15 protein-coding genes are annotated in these 17,442 nt (G+C 58.3%); 3 read left to right on the top strand and 12 right to left on the bottom strand.

What is annotated here, in order from left to right; genetic code table 11:
* Positions 1 to 138: 138 nt before the first annotated feature.
* The 5 genes from B195_RS17340 to arcD (B195_RS17320) form a co-directional block, all read right to left on the bottom strand.
* Positions 139 to 498 (bottom strand): DUF5064 family protein, encoded by a 360-nt coding sequence (locus tag B195_RS17340; protein ID WP_003440650.1) that lies wholly within the window; start codon positions 496 to 498, stop codon positions 139 to 141.
* A gap of 59 nt (positions 499 to 557) precedes the next feature.
* Positions 558 to 1,487, bottom strand: coding sequence for a carbamate kinase (gene arcC, locus B195_RS17335; protein WP_003440653.1), 930 nt, complete (start codon positions 1,485 to 1,487; stop codon positions 558 to 560).
* 143 nt (positions 1,488 to 1,630) lie between these two features.
* Entirely contained in the window at positions 1,631 to 2,641 is a 1,011-nt protein-coding gene (locus tag B195_RS17330; protein WP_003440656.1) for an ornithine carbamoyltransferase, read from the bottom strand.
* 77 nt (positions 2,642 to 2,718) lie between these two features.
* Positions 2,719 to 3,975 carry an arginine deiminase gene (gene arcA, locus B195_RS17325; RefSeq protein WP_003440658.1) on the bottom strand — a complete coding sequence of 419 codons (1,257 nt, stop codon included), beginning with the start codon at positions 3,973 to 3,975 and terminating at the stop codon, positions 2,719 to 2,721.
* A 33-nt stretch (positions 3,976 to 4,008) separates the two neighbouring features.
* Positions 4,009 to 5,436, bottom strand: coding sequence for an arginine-ornithine antiporter (arcD, locus tag B195_RS17320; RefSeq protein WP_003440661.1), 1,428 nt, complete (start codon positions 5,434 to 5,436; stop codon positions 4,009 to 4,011).
* A 449-nt stretch (positions 5,437 to 5,885) separates the two neighbouring features.
* Here arcD (B195_RS17320) and arcD (B195_RS17315) point away from each other — a divergent pair, with 449 nt between their 5' ends.
* Positions 5,886 to 7,313, top strand: a complete 1,428-nt coding sequence (gene arcD, locus B195_RS17315) for an arginine-ornithine antiporter (RefSeq protein WP_003440663.1) — start codon at positions 5,886 to 5,888, stop codon at positions 7,311 to 7,313.
* Between the two features lie 48 nt (positions 7,314 to 7,361).
* Here the strand turns inward: arcD (B195_RS17315) and B195_RS17310 are convergent, their stop codons facing one another.
* From B195_RS17310 to gap, 7 genes are all read right to left on the bottom strand, one after another.
* The gene (locus B195_RS17310; protein WP_051060445.1) at positions 7,362 to 7,781 is read right to left on the bottom strand and encodes a YbaN family protein; all 420 of its coding nucleotides are present in this window, start codon (positions 7,779 to 7,781) and stop codon (positions 7,362 to 7,364) included.
* A gap of 58 nt (positions 7,782 to 7,839) precedes the next feature.
* Positions 7,840 to 8,448: a biliverdin-producing heme oxygenase gene (locus B195_RS17305; RefSeq protein WP_003440671.1), complete on the bottom strand. Its 609-nt coding sequence runs from the start codon at positions 8,446 to 8,448 to the stop codon at positions 7,840 to 7,842.
* A gap of 112 nt (positions 8,449 to 8,560) precedes the next feature.
* Entirely contained in the window at positions 8,561 to 11,158 is a 2,598-nt protein-coding gene (locus B195_RS17300; protein WP_003440674.1) for a TonB-dependent receptor, read from the bottom strand.
* A 131-nt stretch (positions 11,159 to 11,289) separates the two neighbouring features.
* Positions 11,290 to 12,195: a FecR domain-containing protein gene (locus B195_RS17295; protein ID WP_238143971.1), complete on the bottom strand. Its 906-nt coding sequence runs from the start codon at positions 12,193 to 12,195 to the stop codon at positions 11,290 to 11,292.
* A gap of 99 nt (positions 12,196 to 12,294) precedes the next feature.
* Positions 12,295 to 12,813 carry an RNA polymerase sigma factor gene (locus tag B195_RS17290; protein ID WP_003440680.1) on the bottom strand — a complete coding sequence of 173 codons (519 nt, stop codon included), beginning with the start codon at positions 12,811 to 12,813 and terminating at the stop codon, positions 12,295 to 12,297.
* A 153-nt stretch (positions 12,814 to 12,966) separates the two neighbouring features.
* Positions 12,967 to 13,431, bottom strand: a complete 465-nt coding sequence (locus tag B195_RS17285) for a methylglyoxal synthase (RefSeq protein ID WP_003440683.1) — start codon at positions 13,429 to 13,431, stop codon at positions 12,967 to 12,969.
* A gap of 4 nt (positions 13,432 to 13,435) precedes the next feature.
* Positions 13,436 to 14,437 carry a type I glyceraldehyde-3-phosphate dehydrogenase gene (gene gap, locus B195_RS17280; protein WP_003440686.1) on the bottom strand — a complete coding sequence of 334 codons (1,002 nt, stop codon included), beginning with the start codon at positions 14,435 to 14,437 and terminating at the stop codon, positions 13,436 to 13,438.
* A gap of 209 nt (positions 14,438 to 14,646) precedes the next feature.
* Here gap and edd point away from each other — a divergent pair, with 209 nt between their 5' ends.
* Together edd and B195_RS17270 are read left to right on the top strand one after the other, a co-directional pair.
* Positions 14,647 to 16,473, top strand: a complete 1,827-nt coding sequence (edd, locus tag B195_RS17275) for a phosphogluconate dehydratase (protein ID WP_003440689.1) — start codon at positions 14,647 to 14,649, stop codon at positions 16,471 to 16,473.
* On the top strand, positions 16,470 to 17,426 hold the full coding sequence (locus B195_RS17270) for a glucokinase (protein ID WP_003440697.1): 957 nt from the start codon (positions 16,470 to 16,472) through the stop codon (positions 17,424 to 17,426). Before edd ends, B195_RS17270 begins: the two co-directional genes overlap by 4 nt.
* Positions 17,427 to 17,442 lie beyond the last annotated feature (16 nt).

Here is a 17,442-nt window from a genome sequence, read left to right as displayed (position 1 = left end):
GTATGCCTTGGCGCGGGAGATTGGTGAAATCGGAGGGCGAGGGGGCGTTGGTTGCATCGCCGGCAAGCCGGCTCCCACAAGGTTTCAAATTGACTTGAACGATGTGGGAGCCGGCTGCCGGCGATCAGGGTTCACGCATTATTCGAGGTGTTCGGGTTTGACCGGGTCGCCAAGCTGCACGTCCAGCTGCTGGCGGACATCCTTGAACATCAGGTCGTAATACTTATGCATCGACAGGATGTTGGCCGAGGTGGGCATGCCGTTATCCACGGCAATTTTAAAGCCGACTCTGGCGAAGTCGAACCACTGATCCTTGGGCAGGGTGAACGACTCCTTGAAGTCGTTCTGGTTGATCCGGCCGTGCATGTCGAACTGCATCGACTTGCCTTCCTTGGGATCTTGAACGACCTGGTAATCGATCTTGATGTCATACCCGAAGTCACCCGGCTGAAGCGGTTCGCGATGGATATGCAGGTGACCGGGTTCGAACGAGGCCATAGGGGCAACTCCTGAGTGTATGAGGGGTAAAGGGCAGACCGCCAGGTCTGCCCCCAGGTTCAAAAATAGCTGATGCCGGGCTTTTCAGTACTGACCCGGGTACCCGCCTTCCCTTGAACGATAGCTTCGATATCCGCCAGGGCGCCAATTACGGCGGTCTTGCCGGTTTTGCGGGCAAACTCGCAAGCTGCCTCGACTTTAGGGCCCATGGAGCCATTGGCGAAGCCGAGTTTTTCCAGCTCGTCCGGGTGCGCCTGGGCAATAGCTTTTTGCGAAGGCTTGCCCCAGTCAATAAAGGCCGCGACGACGTCAGTGGCGATTACCAGCAAGTCACTTTTCAGCTCCTGGGCCAGCAACGACGAGCACAGGTCCTTGTCGATGACGGCCTCGATGCCCTTGAGGTTGCCGTCCTCGCCATACATGGTCGGGATCCCGCCACCGCCTGCACAAATGACGGTGGTGCCTTTTTCCAGCATCCACTTGATCGGACGGATTTCGAAAATGCGCATGGGTTTCGGGCTGGCCACTACACGACGAAACTTGTCACCGTCCGGGGCGATGCTCCAGCCTTTTTCCGCAGCCAGGCTTTCAGCTTCGGCCTTGCTGTAAACCGGGCCGATCGGTTTGGTCGGGTTCTGGAACGCCGGGTCTTTCGGGTCGACCTGAACCTGGGTCAGCAAGGTGGCGAGCGGCGTTTCCTTGGGCAATACGTTGCCCAGTTCTTGCTCAATCATATAACCGATCATGCCTTCGCTTTCAGCGCCCAGCACGTCCAGCGGGTACGGGTCGACGGCAGTGTAAGACGCCGCCTGCAGCGACAGCAGGCCTACTTGCGGGCCATTGCCGTGGGCCACCACCAGTTCGTTACCGGGGGCGATGAGGGCAATTTGCTGAGCAGCGGTGCGGATGTTTTCACGCTGGTTCTCTGCAGTCATGGGCTGACCGCGACGCAAAAGGGCGTTACCGCCCAGTGCTACGACGATACGCATAAAAATGTCCTTATAAAAAACGGGGAGCGGCTCGAGTCCCGCTGGAGCCGAGCTTGCTCGCGATGCAGACGCCCCGGTCATTGGTCCTGCTCCGGGGTGATGGCATCGCCGGCAAGCCGGCTGCCGCACGAAACCAGCGGGCCTTAGATGTCAGCCAGTGCTGCTACCAGGATTGCCTTGATGGTGTGCATGCGGTTTTCTGCTTGCTCAAAGGCAATGTTCACCGGTGACTCAAACACGTCCTCGGTCACTTCAATACCGTTTTTCAGGTTTGGATGGTGCTCGGCCACATCCTTGCCGACTTTGGTTTCGCAGTTGTGGAATGCGGGCAGGCAATGCATGAATTTCACCCGTGGGTTTTCTGCCGCTTTGATCATCTCGGCATTGACCTGATACGGCAGCAACAGCTTGATGCGTTCGTTCCAGGCTTCAACGGGCTCGCCCATCGATACCCATACGTCGGTGTGGATGAAGTCCACGCCTTTGACCGCCGCTTTAGGGTCTTCGGTGAGGGTGATTTTAGCGCCGCTTTCTTTGGCGAATTCCTGGCACTGCTTCACGAATGACTCTTCTGGCCACAGGCTTTTCGGCGCGCCGATGCGCACGTCCATGCCCAGCTTGGCGCCGATCATCAGCAGCGAGTTACCCATGTTGTTGCGGGCATCGCCCAGGTACGCGTAGCTGATGTTGTGCAGCGGCTTGTCACTGTGTTCGCGCATGGTCAGCGCGTCAGCGATCATTTGCGTCGGGTGGAACTCGGCGGTCAGGCCGTTGAATACCGGTACGCCTGCGTACTTGGCCAGCTCTTCAACGATTTCCTGGGCAAAACCACGGTATTCGATGGCATCGAACATGCGACCCAGAACCCGAGCGGTGTCTTTCATGCTTTCTTTGTGACCGATTTGCGAAGAAACCGGATCAATGTAGGTCACGTGCGCACCCTGGTCATGGGCGGCCACTTCAAACGCGCAACGGGTGCGGGTTGAGGTTTTCTCGAAGATCAGGGCAATGTTTTTGCCTTTCAGGTGCGGCTCTTCGGTACCGGTGTACTTGGCGCGCTTGAGATCGCGGGACAGATCCAGCAGGAAGTGCAGCTCACGGGGAGTGTGATGCATCAGGCTGAGCAAGCTGCGGTTTTTCATGTTAAACGCCATGGGGATCTCCTGGGTTTCTGGTTAACCGGCTTGCGCCGTCCCTTATGGGGCGGGGCGCAAGCAATCTAATGAATGAATTAATAGTCAATCGGGTCGCGGATGATCGGGCAGGTCATGCAGTGGCCGCCGCCACGGCCGCGACCCAGCTCGGAGGCGCTGATGGTGATTACTTCGACTCCGGCTTTGCGCAGCAGGGTGTTGGTGTAGGTGTTGCGGTCATAACCGATCACCACACCAGGCTCCAGGGCCACCACGTTGTTGCCGTCATCCCACTGTTCGCGTTCGGCGGCAAAGGAGTTGCCCCCGGTTTCGACCACACGCAGAGCCTTGAGGCCAAGGGCCTTGGCTACCACTTGGAGGAAGCTGGCTTCTTCACGGCGCACGTCTACGCCGCCGGCCTTGCTTTCGTCCGGATACAGCGAGAAAGCAACAATCTGGTTGACCACTTCAGGGAAGATCGTCACCAGATCGCGGTCGCAGAAGCTGAATACCGTGTCCAGGTGCATTGCGGCGCGGGACTTGGGCAGGCCCGCGACGATGACCCGCTCCACTGCTTTGTTCTTGAACAGGTTCTGCGCCAGCTGGCCGATGGCCTGGCGTGAGGTGCGTTCACCCATACCGATCAGGACCACGCCTTTACCGATAGGCATTACGTCGCCGCCTTCGAGGCTGGCGTTGCCGTGGTCGATGGTCGGGTCGCCGTACCAGATCTGGAAGTCAGCGTTGGTGAACTCAGGGTGGAACTTGTAGATCGCCGTGGTCAGCAGGGTTTCCTGACGACGGGCCGGCCAGTACATCGGGTTCAGCGTCACGCCGCCGTAGATCCAGCAGGTGGTGTCACGGGTGAACTGGGTGTTGGGCAGCGGCGGCAGGATAAAGCTGGTGTGACCCAGGAAATCGCGGAACATCTGGATGGTCTTGCCACCAAAGCTGTCCGGCAGATCGTCGGCAGACACGCCGCCGATCAAGTACTCGGCAACCTGGCGTGGTTCGAGGCTTTTGATCCAGGCTTTGACTTCACTGACCAGGCCGATGCCAACCTGATCGGGTGTGACCTTGTGATCCAGAATCCAGTCCAGCGCTTCCGGCATGGCCACGATGTCGGTCAGCAGGTTGTGCATTTCCAGCACATCGATGCCGCGGTCACGCATCTTGGTCACAAAATCGAAGTGGTCGCGTTTAGCCTGGTTGACCCACAGCACGTCATCAAACAGCAGTTCATCGCAGTTGCTCGGTGTCAGGCGCTGGTGAGCCAGGCCCGGGGAGCAAACCATAACCTTATGCAGCTTTCCGGCTTCGGAATGTACGCCGTACTTCACTTTTTCCGTGGTCATTACAGTCATCCTCCAAAGTGCATAAACAGGGTTTTACAGGGTCAGGAAGCCGTCGTAGAGTCCATAGGCCGCCACCAGGGCGCCAATCACTACTGCGGCAAAAATCACTTTCTCGATATTGGTGAAGACGGGTTGGCCACTCTCATGTTTGGCCTTGGCGAACAGAATGACGCCAGGTGCATACAGCAGGGCCGAGAGCAGCAGGTATTTAAGGCCGCCGGCATAGATCAGCCAGATGGCATAGATCAGGGCGATACCGCCGATGATCAGGTCTTTCTTGCGTTCTCTCAGGGCGTTTTCGTAGGTCTCGCCGCGCACTGCCAGCAGGAAACCGTAGGCTGCGGACCAGAGGTAGGGCACCAGAATCATCGAGGTGGCCAGGTAGATCAGCGACAGGTAGGTACTGGCCGAGAACAGGGTGATCACCAGGAACAACTGCACCATGGCGTTGGTCAGCCAGAGGGCATTGACCGGTACATGGTTGGCGTTTTCCTTTTTCAGGAAGGCCGGCATGGTGTGGTCCTTGGCCGCCGAGAACATGATTTCGGCACACAGCAGCACCCAGGACAACAGGGCACCCAGCAGCGAGATGATCAAGCCGACACTGATCAGTACCGCTCCCCAGTGGCCCACTACGTGCTCAAGCACGGCAGCCATCGACGGGTTCTGCAGTTTTGCCAGTTCCGGTTGAGTCATGATGCCCAGCGACAGCACGTTCACCAGTACCAGCAACAGCAATACGGTGATGAAGCCGATCACGGTGGCTTTACCCACGTCAGAGCGTTTTTCGGCGCGGGAGGAGAAGATGCTCGCCCCTTCGATACCGATGAACACCCAGACGGTGACCAGCATCATGTTGCGCACCTGATCCATCACACTGCCCAGACTCGGGTTTTTCAGGCCCCAGATGTCACTGGTGAAGATGTCCAGTTTGAACGCGAACAGGGCAATCAGGATAAACAGTACCAGCGGCACTACCTTGGCAACGGTGGTTACCAGGTTGATGAACGCTGCTTCCTTGATCCCGCGCAATACCAGAAAGTGCACGGCCCAGAGCAAAATCGAGGCCGCAATGATGGCTGCCGGGGTATTGCCTTCGCCGAAGATCGGGAAGAAGTAGCCCAGGGTGCTGAACAGCAGCACGAAGTAACCGACGTTGCCCAGCCAGGCACTGATCCAGTAGCCCCAGGCCGATGAGAAACCCATGTAATCGCCAAAGCCGGCCTTGGCATAGGCGTAAACGCCGCCGTCGATATCCGGTTTGCGATTAGCCAGGGTCTGGAAGACGAAAGCCAGGGTCAGCATGCCTACCGCAGTGATTGCCCACCCGATAAGAACAGCGCCTACATCGGCACTTGCAGCCATGTTTTGGGGCAGTGAAAAAATACCGCCGCCAATCATTGAGCCGACTACCAGCGCAACCAATGCACCCAGTCGAAGTTTTCCAGGAGTATCAGACATTTGTAGTGACTCCAATCTAGGAGAAGTGAGGCCTAAAGGTTAGTCCGTTGGTTTTTTGAGCCAGTTGACTTAGATCAGGGCATTACTACATTCCATTGTTAGTAGTGAAGAGAAGTCGCCATTGCGGCTTATTTTGACGCGCTCTGGAAAGCGTGTTCCAGACAGGGATACTCTCGGTTGACGCTGCAGCTTTACTGCATTTGCGTGGGGATTGAAGCTAGACAGTATTTTCAGATTTGCAAATGTGATTGCGAGGTTTCATCTGCCGGTCTAAAAATTAAAATGTCATTTACATATGAGTTGTCTTTTAGGTTTCAATAGAAAAGGTTGTTATTAAAAAAAGCTTACTTATGGCTTAACCTTAATGAACGTTCAGGGTGCAGTTATATTTAGCCAGCCAGCGGTTGTGATCGGATGCCCATTAATAATTAACTGAAAAAGAGGTGGCAATGTCACAGCAGGCACACAAGCTTCGACTCAACGCCCTGATTGCGTTGGTGGTCGGCTCAATGATTGGCGGCGGTATTTTTTCTTTGCCACAAAATATTGCCGCGCATGCTGCTGGCGGTGCCGTGTTGATCGGCTGGGGGATCACGGCAGTGGGCATGCTGGCGCTGGCCTTTGTCTTCCAGACACTCGCCAATCGCAAGCCAGAACTGGACTCAGGTGTATACGCCTATGCCAGGGCCGGCTTTGGTGACTACATGGGGTTCTCATCGGCCTGGGGCTACTGGATCAGTGCCTGGCTGGGCAACGTCGGCTACTTCGTGCTGCTGTTCAGCACTCTGGGCTATTTCTTCCCGATGTTTGGCCAGGGCAACACACCGGTAGCCATCGGCTGTGCCTCCTTGTTGCTGTGGGGCGTGCACTTTCTGGTATTGCGCGGAATCAAGGAAGCAGCGTTCATCAACCAGTTGACCACTGTGGCGAAAATTGTCCCGATCGTGATGTTTATCGTGATTGCAGCGGTAGCCTTCAAGGCGGACATTTTTACCCGGGATCTGTGGGGCAGCGGTGCGCCAGATCTGGGCAGCGTGATGGACCAGGTGCGCAACATGATGCTGGTCACAGTGTTTGTGTTTATCGGTATCGAAGGCGCCAGTGTGTACTCGGGCAGGGCCGAAAAACGCTCGGATGTGGGCAAGGCCACGGTGATCGGTTTTCTCGGGGTGCTGGCGTTGCTGATGCTGGTGAATGTGCTGTCGCTCGGGGTCATGACCCAGCCGGAGCTGGCCAGTCTGCAGAACCCGTCGATGGCCGGTGTGCTGCAGTATCTGGTAGGGGACTGGGGGGCGATCCTGATCAGCATCGGGCTGGCCATTTCGCTGTTGGGGGCGTTGTTGTCATGGGCGCTGCTGTGCGCCGAAATCCTGTTTGCCACATCAAAGGACAAAATGATGCCGGCGTTCCTGAAAAAGGAAAACGCCAATCATGTACCGGTTAACGCCTTGTGGCTGACCAACTCGATGATTCAGATTTTCCTGATCATCACCCTGGTGTCGTCGGGCACCTACACCAGTCTGATCTATCTGGCGTCTTCGATGATTCTGGTGCCCTACCTGTGGTCGGCCGCCTATTCGGTATTGTTGTGCATACGAGGAGAGACCTACTCGCTGGCGAGCAGGCGGCGGGTCAAGGACCTGCTCGTGGCCGCGGTCGCTTTGATTTATGCCATGTGGCTGCTGTATGCGGCGGGCCCCAAATACCTGCTGCTCTCGGCTTTGCTGTATGCCCCTGGGGTGTTGTTTTTTGCCAAGGCCAAGCGGGAGCAGGGTGAGCCGCTATTCAAGCACTGGGAGAAACTGATTTTTGCTGCGGTATTGTGCGCGGCACTCTCGGCGGCGTACGGGCTTTATAGCGGCTTGCTGACCCTGTAATGCGATCAACCCATAACCCTGTGCCTGCGCCCGCAGCAGGGTTGCGGGTCAGTGGTTCTGCGGGGCGGTAGCTGCCTTGGGCAGGCGCTCTGGCCGGGACCAGATCCACAGGTTGCCCATGCTCATGCCGGCAATGGCGAGGAATACGGGCCAGTCGTGATCCAGCACATACAGCATCAGCCCGGCACAGAGCAGCATGCTGACCGTGGCGCTGACTTTGGCTTTGCGCTGGATGATTTTGCCGTTGCGCCAGTTGCTCAGAATCGGGCCAAACAAACGATGGTTCTCGAGCCAGGCACTCAGGCGTGGTGAGCTTTTGGTCGCGGCCCAGGCCGCAAGCAGAATGAATTCAGTGGTCGGCAGGCCCGGAATCACTATTGCGATCAGGCCAATGCCCAGGCTCACGTAGGCCAGCAGGCCAAACAGCACGCGAGCTATTTTCGACGAGGATTGAGTTTGGCGGGTCATAAGCTCAAGACGCATGAAAGGACGCCCGGCCAGCGAGTGCCGGCCGGGCAGGTCAAGCTTAAGCCAGTTCCGGTTCAGCAGCGTAAGCGTGTTCCAGTAATACGGTGAAGCGTTCGAAGGCGGCCACTGCACCCTTGTCCAGCTCAGCTTCTTCTTCGGTGCTGAGATCCAGGCCGTCGAGGGTTCTGATGAAGCTCTTCCAGCCTTCGGCGCGGCCGCCTGCAGGCTCACCCAGATGGCGAGCGCCGAACGTGTCGCTCAGGCCCAGGCCAACAGCACGCTTGATCAGGAACGCGGCACCGAGCTTGGAACCTTCGGATACAAAAATCCAGCCCAGGGCTTCGGCCTTGCTCGGTGCGGTCACTGCGCCGGCAACAGGTGCAGGGACTGCAGTGTCGAGGTCGGCCAGATCGGCCCTGGCTTGCTCGGCACGGCAACGCTCTGGCAGATCCGGAACGATTTCTTTCAGGGCCGGGTCGGTGTACAGGGCTTTGAGTTCTGACTGAAACAGGTATTGGGCCACAACAAAACGGGCAAAGTTAGGCACGGTTGCAAAGGGCGAATGTGCCTTGACCAGGGCGTCGAGCTTTTGGTGCGGCTCGTTGGTGATCTGGTTCAGGCGTTGCGAGCGCAGGGTCGGGCGCTGTGCGGAATCTGGAGTATTCATGCAAATGTCCTTGAGAATGAGATGCGCTTTGTAACTAGACGAACCAGAAGACGCGTCACAGTAAAAAATCCTCACTGCGCAGCCTGAATGGACTGCGCAATGGGGCTCGGGATCAGATATCCCACACCAGATTGATTGCGAAATTGCGGCCCGGGGCCGTCAGGCGGTCCATGTTGGCGGGGTTGATGACCCCGGCTTCACCTACGCTGTCGTAGCCGCGAACATCATCCCAGTTCCAGTATTTCTTGTCGGTCAGGTTGTACAGGCCAGCGTTGACGGTGACGTCCCGGGTGACCTTGTAGAAGCCGGACAGATCGATCACACCGTAGCCCGGGGACTTGAACTGGGTGCTGGTGCCGTCGGGCGAGAAGAAGTTGCTGTCGTCGACCTGGTCCTTGCGTTTAACCAGGGTCCAGCTCACCAGAGCACCGTAGTTCTCTTGCTCGTAGCCAAGGCCGAGCACTGCTTTAAGCGGGTTGACGCTGTTGATCGGCTCGCCGGTGTCGTCGTTTCTGCCGTGGGCATAAGCCACCGAGCCGATGTTGTACAGGCCATGGGGTGCACCGAACGCATCCAGATTCAAGCGGCCTTTGATTTCGGCGCCCTTGATGGTGGCGTGTTTGATGTTGTTGCTCTGGAACGTCAGCTCGTCGTAGCCGGGGGTGATCGCATCTTCATTGATGAAGTCGCGGTACTTGTTATAGAACACGGCAACATCGAATGAACCGGCATCGAAAGTGCCGCGCAGCCCGGTTTCGAAGCTTTTGCTTTTTTCCGGCTCCAGATCCGGATTGGGCTCAACCGAATAGCCTTCCCCCAGATTGGTAAACCGGCCATACAGTGCTTTGGCGCTAGGTGTACGGAAACTTTCGGCGTACTGGCCGTACCAGGTGTACTCATCGCTCAGGGCGTAGGTCAGGCCGAACTTGGGCGACAGGCGATGCCAGACTTTCTCCTTGTCACTGACACTGCTCTTGTCAGCGGCGGCCACCGTATTGAGGAACTCCTGAGTGATGTGTGGCGTGAGTTTGGTGTAGTCGTAGCGCAGCCCCGGCATGAAGGTCCAGTCGTTCCAGCTGATTTCGTCCTGGGCGAACAGGCTGTAGGTGTTGATGGTCGGGTCCGGGAAATCGCTGGATTTGACCAGATAGTCGCTTGGGCTGTTGGCGCCCACTGCCGAGCAGCCTCTGCCGACGGCCAGACATACCCCCGAACCGCTGCGCGAGCCGGTGACTTTCTGGTTTTTGACGGTGGCACCGTAGGTCAGCAAATGATCGGTGTCAGCGATCTGAAAGGCTTTATCTGCCTGGGCGTCCAGCACCCACTGTTTCTCTTCGTAGGTGGTATTGCGCGAGCGCAGCACATTGCGGGTGAAGGGGAAGTAGTCTTCCAGGGTGTTCTGGTCGGTCTTGGCGGTCTGGTAGTTCAGGCTCAGCTTGAGGTTGTCGGCCACGGCGCTATCAACAACCATGCTGTTTTCGAGCCCGAAACGCTCGCGGCTGACGGTGTCGGTACCGGTGCGCGAGCGATACATGCCCAGTGGCTGGCCCTGGTTGAAGGGGCCGCCGACTGCGCTTTTTTCATTGGCGTCGATCCGGTTCTTGAATTTTTCGTAGGTGAAGGCCAGGCGATCGTCATCGTTGTAGTTCCAGCCTGCCTTGGCCAGCACGTTGGTGGTTTTCACGTCTTCGGGGTTGGCGGCCGTGCGGCTCAGGCCGGTGCCGCCATGATTGCCATAGGATTCGGTTTCGTGGCCATCGCGCTGGCTCAAGTGCAGCAAGCCGTCAAAGTCACCTGCACGGCCGGCCACGGTGCCGGATTTCAGCCAGCTGCGATCGGAGGAGCTATAACCGGTTTTCAGACGTGCCCCGACATCCTGGCCCGGTTTGATGATGTCATCCGGGTCGAGGGTGAAATAGCTGACTGCGCCACCAATGGCATTGCTGCCGTAAAGAACCGACGCCGGGCCACGGAGGATTTCAACCCGTTTTACGATTTCGGGGTCGACATAGTTGCGCTGGGTCTTGGCGTAGGGACCGTTGAAGAACGAGTCCGGAATTTCGACGCCGTCGACCTGGGTCAGGATCCGGTCACCGTCAATACCGCGAATGTTATAGCCGCTGACCCCGCCACGCTGGCCCGTGCCGCCCACCGAAACACCGGGTTCATAACGCACCAGTTCCTTGATGGTGTTGACGTTCTGGCGGTCGAGTTCCTGGCGGTCATGCACGGAAATAGTGCTGGGGACCGAGTTCACGTCCTGTTCCTGGCGGGTGGCGCTGATGGTCACCTGTTGCAGGGCCAGGGTGCCGCTGCTGTTGCTGCGCTTTTCGAGCACGATGTTGTTGTTGCTCAGCTTGCGGTAGCCCAGGTTAGTACCGATCAGCAGGCGATCCAGCGCTTTCTCCGGGGACAGGGAGCCACGTACCCCCGGTGAGGAAACATCCTGTCCCAGCTCGGCCGGCAAGCCGACCTGCCAGCCGGTCACGCTGGTAAAAGCATTGAGCGCCGACACCAATGGCTGCTGGGAGATTGCAAACTTGTAATTGCCCACGGAGCGGGTGGCTGCTGGCTCATCGGTCGCGGCCATGGCCGGGGCTGCTTGCACACCGGCCAGGAACATGGCGACGGTCAACAACGACAACGTGCATTGCTGCAAGCCGCCCGAACGGGCGTTGGAGGAGGACCGGCGGTTGAAACGAGTGGGCATTGATAGCGCTCCGTGGTGAACGAATCTTATAGTTGCGAACATGATTCAAAATGCGAATCAGTTGCATTGACTACAACGAGACGTATGGCCCCTGGCTATCGAGTAAAAAAATATTTAATTAATCGGGCTGGTTAATTCAGGATCACCAGCGCCGGGTATTCCGAAAGGCTGCTCGAGGTGATGTGGGCCAGGGAGCGGACAATGTCCAGGGGCTGATCCAGCCGGTAATTACCGGTCACCGCCACGTTCGCCAGTTTGTCGTTGTTGCTCATGATCCAGCCGGGGTAATAGCGCCGGACTTCGTCCAGCACTTTGCCCATCGGGCAGTTTTCAAATACCAGACGACCCTGAACCCAGGCGAGGTCAGTCTGCGGGTTGAGCTTGACGGGCTGGCCGAATCCGTTGGGGCCGATGCTCACGCTATTGCCGGCAGACAAGCGCATTTGTGTGCCGACACTTTTTACCCGCAGTTCAACATCGCCACGCTGTACCCGCACATGGGCTTCGCCATTGAGGTAGCTCACGGCGAAGGCGGAATCGCGCACGCTGGCGCGTACCGGACCGGCGTCAAGCAGCATCGGCAATTCCAGATTGGCCGGGACCTCAAAAAATGCCTCGCCTTGATACAGGCGAGCATTGCCCTGGGCATTGACCAGCTTGCTGGAAAACGCCGAGTTGGTGTTGAGCAGCACCTTCGAGCCGTCTTCGAGCTGCAGGCGCTGGCGTTCGCCGACCATGGTCAGGTGATCGGCTTGCAGACGTAAGGGCACGTTGCTGTAGCCACCCACGGTGATCACCAGCACGGCAGCGGCTGCCGCGTGTTTCCAGTACCGGCTGACGCGGCGCATCACCCCGGGAACACGGCGGGTTTGCAGGGTGTGGGCCGCGGCCAGCAACGGCTGCCCGTTCCACACGGCGTTGGCTTTGGCATAGGCCCGGGCATGGGCCGGGTCGGCATTCAGCCAGTCATTGAAGGCTGACTTTTGCGCATCGTTTGCGCACTCAAGGGTAATCAGCCAGTCCAGTGCCTGATCCATGGCGCTGTCTTGCAGCACCTCTTGAGCGGATTTGTGAGTGTCTGTCACAGATGTTCCTTGGCAGTCTCAGGACATTTTTGCAGGCTTCGAGGGTGAAGATTAAGGCCGACTCAGCCTGTCGGCTACCCCGATGCAGATTGCCATGATCAATTTGAGTTCCTTTTGGACGGTACTCAATGAGACGTCGAGCTCTTCGGCGATCTCTTGATAACTGCAGCCATGCAGGCGGCTGAGGATGAAAATTCGCTGCTGGCGTGCGCTTAACTGGCTCAGGCTCACACTCAAACGCTCCAGTAATTGTGCGGCTTGATGGGCTTCTTCGGGGGTGCTGAGGGGAGAGGCAACGCCCTCGATGACTTCAATCGGTACATCTTCAACCACTGTCCGGGACTGGATGCGCCGTGCCCGCAGATGATCAAGCGCCAGGTTGCGCGCCGTCTGGAACACAAATGGCTCAAGGTGCTCGACCGCTCGTTCGCTCAAGGCCCGGGTCACGCGCAGATAGGTCTCCTGCAACAGATCCTCTGCGGTGCTGTGGTTATTGACCATTCGCTCCAGCGTGCGCAGCAGGGTTACCCGTTGGGCAAGGAAGACTTGATTGAAGCGGGACTGACTCACTGTGTTACCCGACCGATTTTGAGCGAATGATAATGCTTATCATCCATGCCTTTGGTCAAGTGCTGTTTTGTGCGGGGGAGAATCTGTGAGGCCACTTTCCATCTGCGGGAGCTGGCTTGCCAGCCCCCACAGTGTGGATGAGGTGCTGGTGCCTTACACGCGCCCCTTGAGATAGGCGCTGTAATCGGGGATGCGATGCTCGTGGGGCTGGCTCATCAATGGGCTGCTGATCAAGTAATCGGCGCTGCACTCATTGCATGCCACCGGAATATTCCACACCGCGGCTACCCGCAGCAGTGCCTTGATATCCGGATCGTGGGGCTGGGGCTCGAAGGGGTCCCAGAAAAACACCAGCATGTCGACCCGTTGCTCGGCGATCCGCGCGCCGACCTGCTGGTCGCCACCCAATGGGCCGCTGATCATGCTTTCGATCGGCAAGCCCAGGCGTTGGCTTAACAGCAAACCCGTGGTGCCAGTGGCGCACAGCTCGTGCTGGCTGAGCACTGTTTTGTGCCGCTCGGCCCAGTCCAGCAAGAAACCCTTGCAGTGATCGTGAGCCACCAGGGCGATACGCTTGCGCGCCGCCAGGGGGGCCGAGGTGAAGCTGATACCGATCATCGCGTTACTCCGCGTTACACAGCGCCAGGCAGTTATCGAGCATGCGGTTGGAGAACGCCCATTCGTTGTCATACCAGGCCAGCACTTTCAACATTTTGCCGCTGACTTTGGTGTGATTGGCATCGAAGATCGACGACAGCGGATTGTGGTTAAAGTCGCTCGAAACCAGCGGCAAGGTGTTGTACCCCAGGACTTTGGAGTGTTGGCTGGCCTCTTTGAACAGTGCATTGACTTCGGCCGCGCTGACTTCACGCTTGAGCTCAACGGTCAGGTCCACCAGTGACACGTTGATCACCGGAACCCGTACGGCCATGCCGGTCAGCTTGCCGGCCAGTTCAGGCAGCACCAGACCCACGGCTTCGGCGGCGCCGGTTTTGCTCGGGATCATGTTTTGGGTGGCCGAGCGCGCGCGGTAAGGGTCGGAGTGGTAAACGTCGGTCAGGTTCTGATCGTTGGTGTAGGCGTGAATGGTGGTCATCAGGCCGTTTTCAATGCCGAATTCGCGATGCAGAATTTGCGCTACCGGTGCCAGGCAGTTGGTGGTGCATGAGGCATTGGAAATAATCTGGTGCGATTGACGCAGGATGTCGTGGTTTACCCCGTAGACCACCGTCGCGTCAGCATTTTTACCCGGGGCGGAGATGATCACTTTGCGTGCGCCGGCGCTAATATGTGCCTCGGCTTTGCTGCGTTCGGTGAACAGGCCGGTACATTCAAACACCACGTCGATCTTCAGGGCGGCCCAAGGCAGTTCAGCGGGATTGCGAATGGCAGTGACGGCGATGCGGTCGCCATTGACGGTCAGGCTTTCCTGATCATGCTCGACCGTTGCGTCGAAAGTGCCATGAACCGTGTCGAACTTGAGCAGGTGAGCATTGATCGAGCTGTCGCCCAGATCGTTGATGGCGACGATCTGCAGGTCCTGACGGTAGCCTTGGGTATACAGTGCACGCAGGACGTTGCGGCCGATTCGGCCAAAGCCATTGATTGCGATTCGTAGAGTCATGGAAAGCGTCCGCCATCGATTTGTTGTTGGAATTACAAGATTATTCGCATAAAAATAGAAAACAAGCCATTTAAGTGGCAATATTTTGTTTTATCTACAACGAGTGACCTGAATCAACGGGTCCGAATGATTGAAGTCGCGTGTCTGCGCCCTTCGATCAGCATAGGACACGTCCCGGTCGCCACATCCGTTAGCCTGGAGTTCAACACATGCATCCCCGCGTTCTTGAAGTCACCGAGCGTCTTATTGCCCGCAGTCGAGCTACCCGCGAGGCGTATCTGGCGCTTATTCGCGGGGCCGCCAGTGACGGTCCGCAACGCGGCAAGCTGCAATGTGCCAACTTTGCCCATGGCGTAGCCGGGTGCGGGGCGGATGATAAAAACAACCTGAAGCTGATGAACGCGGCCAACGTCGCAATTGTTTCGTCATATAACGACATGCTGTCGGCGCATCAGCCTTACGAGCATTTTCCGGAGCAAATCAAGCAGGCACTGCGTGAAATGGGCTCGGTCGGCCAGTTTGCCGGCGGTACCCCGGCCATGTGCGATGGTGTGACCCAGGGTGAGGCGGGGATGGAGCTGAGCCTGCTGAGCCGTGAAGTGATTGCCTTGTCGACGGCCGTGGCGCTGTCGCACAACATGTTCGATGCGGCGATGATGCTGGGGATTTGCGACAAGATCGTTCCGGGCTTGCTGATGGGCGCGCTGCGCTTTGGTCATCTGCCGACCATCTTTGTTCCGGGCGGGCCTATGCCGTCGGGGATCTCCAACAAAGAAAAAGCCGACGTGCGCCAGCGTTACGCCGAAGGCAAGGCCAGCCGCGAAGAGCTGCTGGAATCGGAAATGAAGTCCTACCACAGCCCCGGCACCTGCACGTTTTATGGCACCGCCAACACCAATCAGTTGTTGATGGAAGTCATGGGCCTGCACCTGCCAGGCGCCTCCTTCGTCAACCCCTACACCCCATTGCGTGATGCGCTGACGCGGGAAGCCGCGCACCAGATCACCCGTCTGACCAAGCAAAACGGCAACTTCATGCCGTTGGGCGAGATCGTCGACGAGCGTTCGCTGGTCAACTCCATTGTGGCGCTGCACGCCACGGGCGGCTCGACCAACCACACCCTGCATATGCCGGCGATTGCCATGGCCGCGGGTATCCAGCTGACCTGGCAAGACATGGCCGACCTGTCCGAGGTGGTGCCAACCCTGTCCCACGTGTATCCGAACGGCAAGGCCGATATCAACCATTTCCAGGCCGCGGGCGGTATGGCGTTCCTGATTCGCGAACTGCTCGAGGCCGGCTTGCTCCACGAAAACGTCAATACCGTGGCCGGTTTTGGGCTGAGCCGCTACACCCGCGAGCCGTTCCTGGTAGATGGCAATCTGGTCTGGCGTGAAGGCCCGATTGAAAGCCTGGATGAATCCATTTTGCGGCCTGTGGCCCGTGCCTTCTCGGCAGAGGGCGGGCTGCGGGTGATGGAAGGCAATCTGGGGCGCGGCGTGATGAAAGTATCGGCGGTGGCACCCGAGCATCAAATTGTCGAAGCCCCGGCCCGGGTCTTCCAGGATCAGCAAGAGCTGGCCGACGCGTTTGCGGCCGGCGAGCTGGAACATGATTTTGTCGCGGTGATGCGCTTCCAGGGCCCGCGCTCCAACGGCATGCCCGAGCTGCACAAAATGACGCCGTTTCTGGGCGTTTTGCAGGACCGTGGCTTCAAGGTGGCACTGATTACCGACGGCCGGATGTCGGGCGCCTCGGGCAAAATCCCGGCCGCGATTCATGTCAGCCCCGAAGCCTCGATTGGTGGCGCTCTGGCCCGGGTTCAGGATGGCGACATGATCCGGGTCGACGGGGTCAAAGGCACATTGCAACTGCTGGTGGATGAGGCAGAATTCGCAGCGCGCACTCCGGCGATCGGCACCTTGAGCAATGCCGTGGGTACCGGGCGCGAGCTGTTTGCGTTTATGCGTCAGGCCTTCAGTTCGGCTGAGCAGGGCGCGAGTACCTTCACCTCGTCTCTGGAAAACTTGAAATGAAACTGGCGCTGGTCGGTGATATCGGAGGGACCAACGCACGCTTTGCGTTGTGGGAAAACGACCAGCTGCATTCGGTCCGCGTACTGGCCACGGTGGACTTCGTCTGCCCGGAAGACGCCATCAGGCTTTACCTGCACGATCTGCAACTGGCCCCGGGGGCGGTCGGCTCGGTGTGTTTGTCCGTGGCCGGGCCGGTGAGCGGTGATGAGTTTCGCTTCACCAACAACCATTGGCGTCTGAGCCGTTCGGCGTTTTGCCAGGCGTTGCAGGTCGACAATCTGTTGCTGGTCAATGATTTCAGCGCCATGGCGCTGGGCATGACCCGCTTGCAACCCGAAGATGTGCGTCAGGTCTGCCCCGGCACTCCTGACCCGGCACGGCCGGCAGTGGTGATTGGCCCGGGCACCGGCCTTGGGGTGGGGACTCTGCTCAACCTGGGGGGCGAGCAGTGGATGGCGTTGCCGGGGGAGGGTGGTCACGTTGATCTGCCCATGAGCAACCCGCGTGAAGTGCAGCTGTGGCAGCACATCTACAACGACATCGGGCATGTCAGTGCCGAAACCGTTTTGAGCGGCAGCGGCTTGCCCCGCGTCTATCGGGCGATCTGTGCGGTAGATGGCCATACCCCGGTGCTGGACAGTGACCATGCCATCACCGCTGCGGCCCTGGCTGGAGACCCGCTGGCATTGCAGGTGCTGGAGCAGTTCAGTTGCTGGTTGGGGCGAGTGGCGGGCAACAATGTGCTGACCGTCGGCGGACGAGGCGGGGTGTATATCGTAGGCGGGGTGATCCCGCGCTTTGCCGATATTTTTCTGGCCAGCGGCTTTGCCCAAAGTTTCACTGACAAGGGCTGCATGAGTGACTACCTCAGGGGTATTCCCGTGTGGCTGGTCACTGCCCCTTACTCGGGTCTGATCGGTGCGGGGGTGGCGTTGCAGCAAGCGTTCGGCTGAACACCCGCAGCGATAC

It is taken from the genome of Pseudomonas sp. Lz4W (assembly GCF_000346225.2).
GTDB lineage: Bacteria > Pseudomonadota > Gammaproteobacteria > Pseudomonadales > Pseudomonadaceae > Aquipseudomonas > Aquipseudomonas paraversuta.
The sequence above is the reverse complement of the archived record's forward strand: the minus strand, read 5'-3'. Positions and strand labels throughout refer to the sequence as shown.

What these genes read in the sequence shown, in the direction of transcription:
- B195_RS17340 (WP_003440650.1), bottom strand. Translation starts at nt 498, where the DNA reads ATGGCCTCGTTCGAACCCGGTCACCTGCATATCCATCGCGAACCGCTT.
- arcC (WP_003440653.1), bottom strand. Translation starts at nt 1,487, where the DNA reads ATGCGTATCGTCGTAGCACTGGGCGGTAACGCCCTTTTGCGTCGCGGT.
- B195_RS17330 (WP_003440656.1), bottom strand. Translation starts at nt 2,641, where the DNA reads ATGGCGTTTAACATGAAAAACCGCAGCTTGCTCAGCCTGATGCATCAC.
- arcA (WP_003440658.1), bottom strand. Translation starts at nt 3,975, where the DNA reads ATGACCACGGAAAAAGTGAAGTACGGCGTACATTCCGAAGCCGGAAAG.
- arcD (WP_003440661.1), bottom strand. Translation starts at nt 5,436, where the DNA reads ATGTCTGATACTCCTGGAAAACTTCGACTGGGTGCATTGGTTGCGCTG.
- arcD (WP_003440663.1), top strand. Translation starts at nt 5,886, where the DNA reads ATGTCACAGCAGGCACACAAGCTTCGACTCAACGCCCTGATTGCGTTG.
- B195_RS17310 (WP_051060445.1), bottom strand. Translation starts at nt 7,781, where the DNA reads ATGACCCGCCAAACTCAATCCTCGTCGAAAATAGCTCGCGTGCTGTTT.
- B195_RS17305 (WP_003440671.1), bottom strand. Translation starts at nt 8,448, where the DNA reads ATGAATACTCCAGATTCCGCACAGCGCCCGACCCTGCGCTCGCAACGC.
- B195_RS17300 (WP_003440674.1), bottom strand. Translation starts at nt 11,158, where the DNA reads ATGCCCACTCGTTTCAACCGCCGGTCCTCCTCCAACGCCCGTTCGGGC.
- B195_RS17295 (WP_238143971.1), bottom strand. Translation starts at nt 12,195, where the DNA reads ATGGATCAGGCACTGGACTGGCTGATTACCCTTGAGTGCGCAAACGAT.
- B195_RS17285 (WP_003440683.1), bottom strand. Translation starts at nt 13,431, where the DNA reads ATGATCGGTATCAGCTTCACCTCGGCCCCCCTGGCGGCGCGCAAGCGT.
- gap (WP_003440686.1), bottom strand. Translation starts at nt 14,437, where the DNA reads ATGACTCTACGAATCGCAATCAATGGCTTTGGCCGAATCGGCCGCAAC.
- edd (WP_003440689.1), top strand. Translation starts at nt 14,647, where the DNA reads ATGCATCCCCGCGTTCTTGAAGTCACCGAGCGTCTTATTGCCCGCAGT.
- B195_RS17270 (WP_003440697.1), top strand. Translation starts at nt 16,470, where the DNA reads ATGAAACTGGCGCTGGTCGGTGATATCGGAGGGACCAACGCACGCTTT.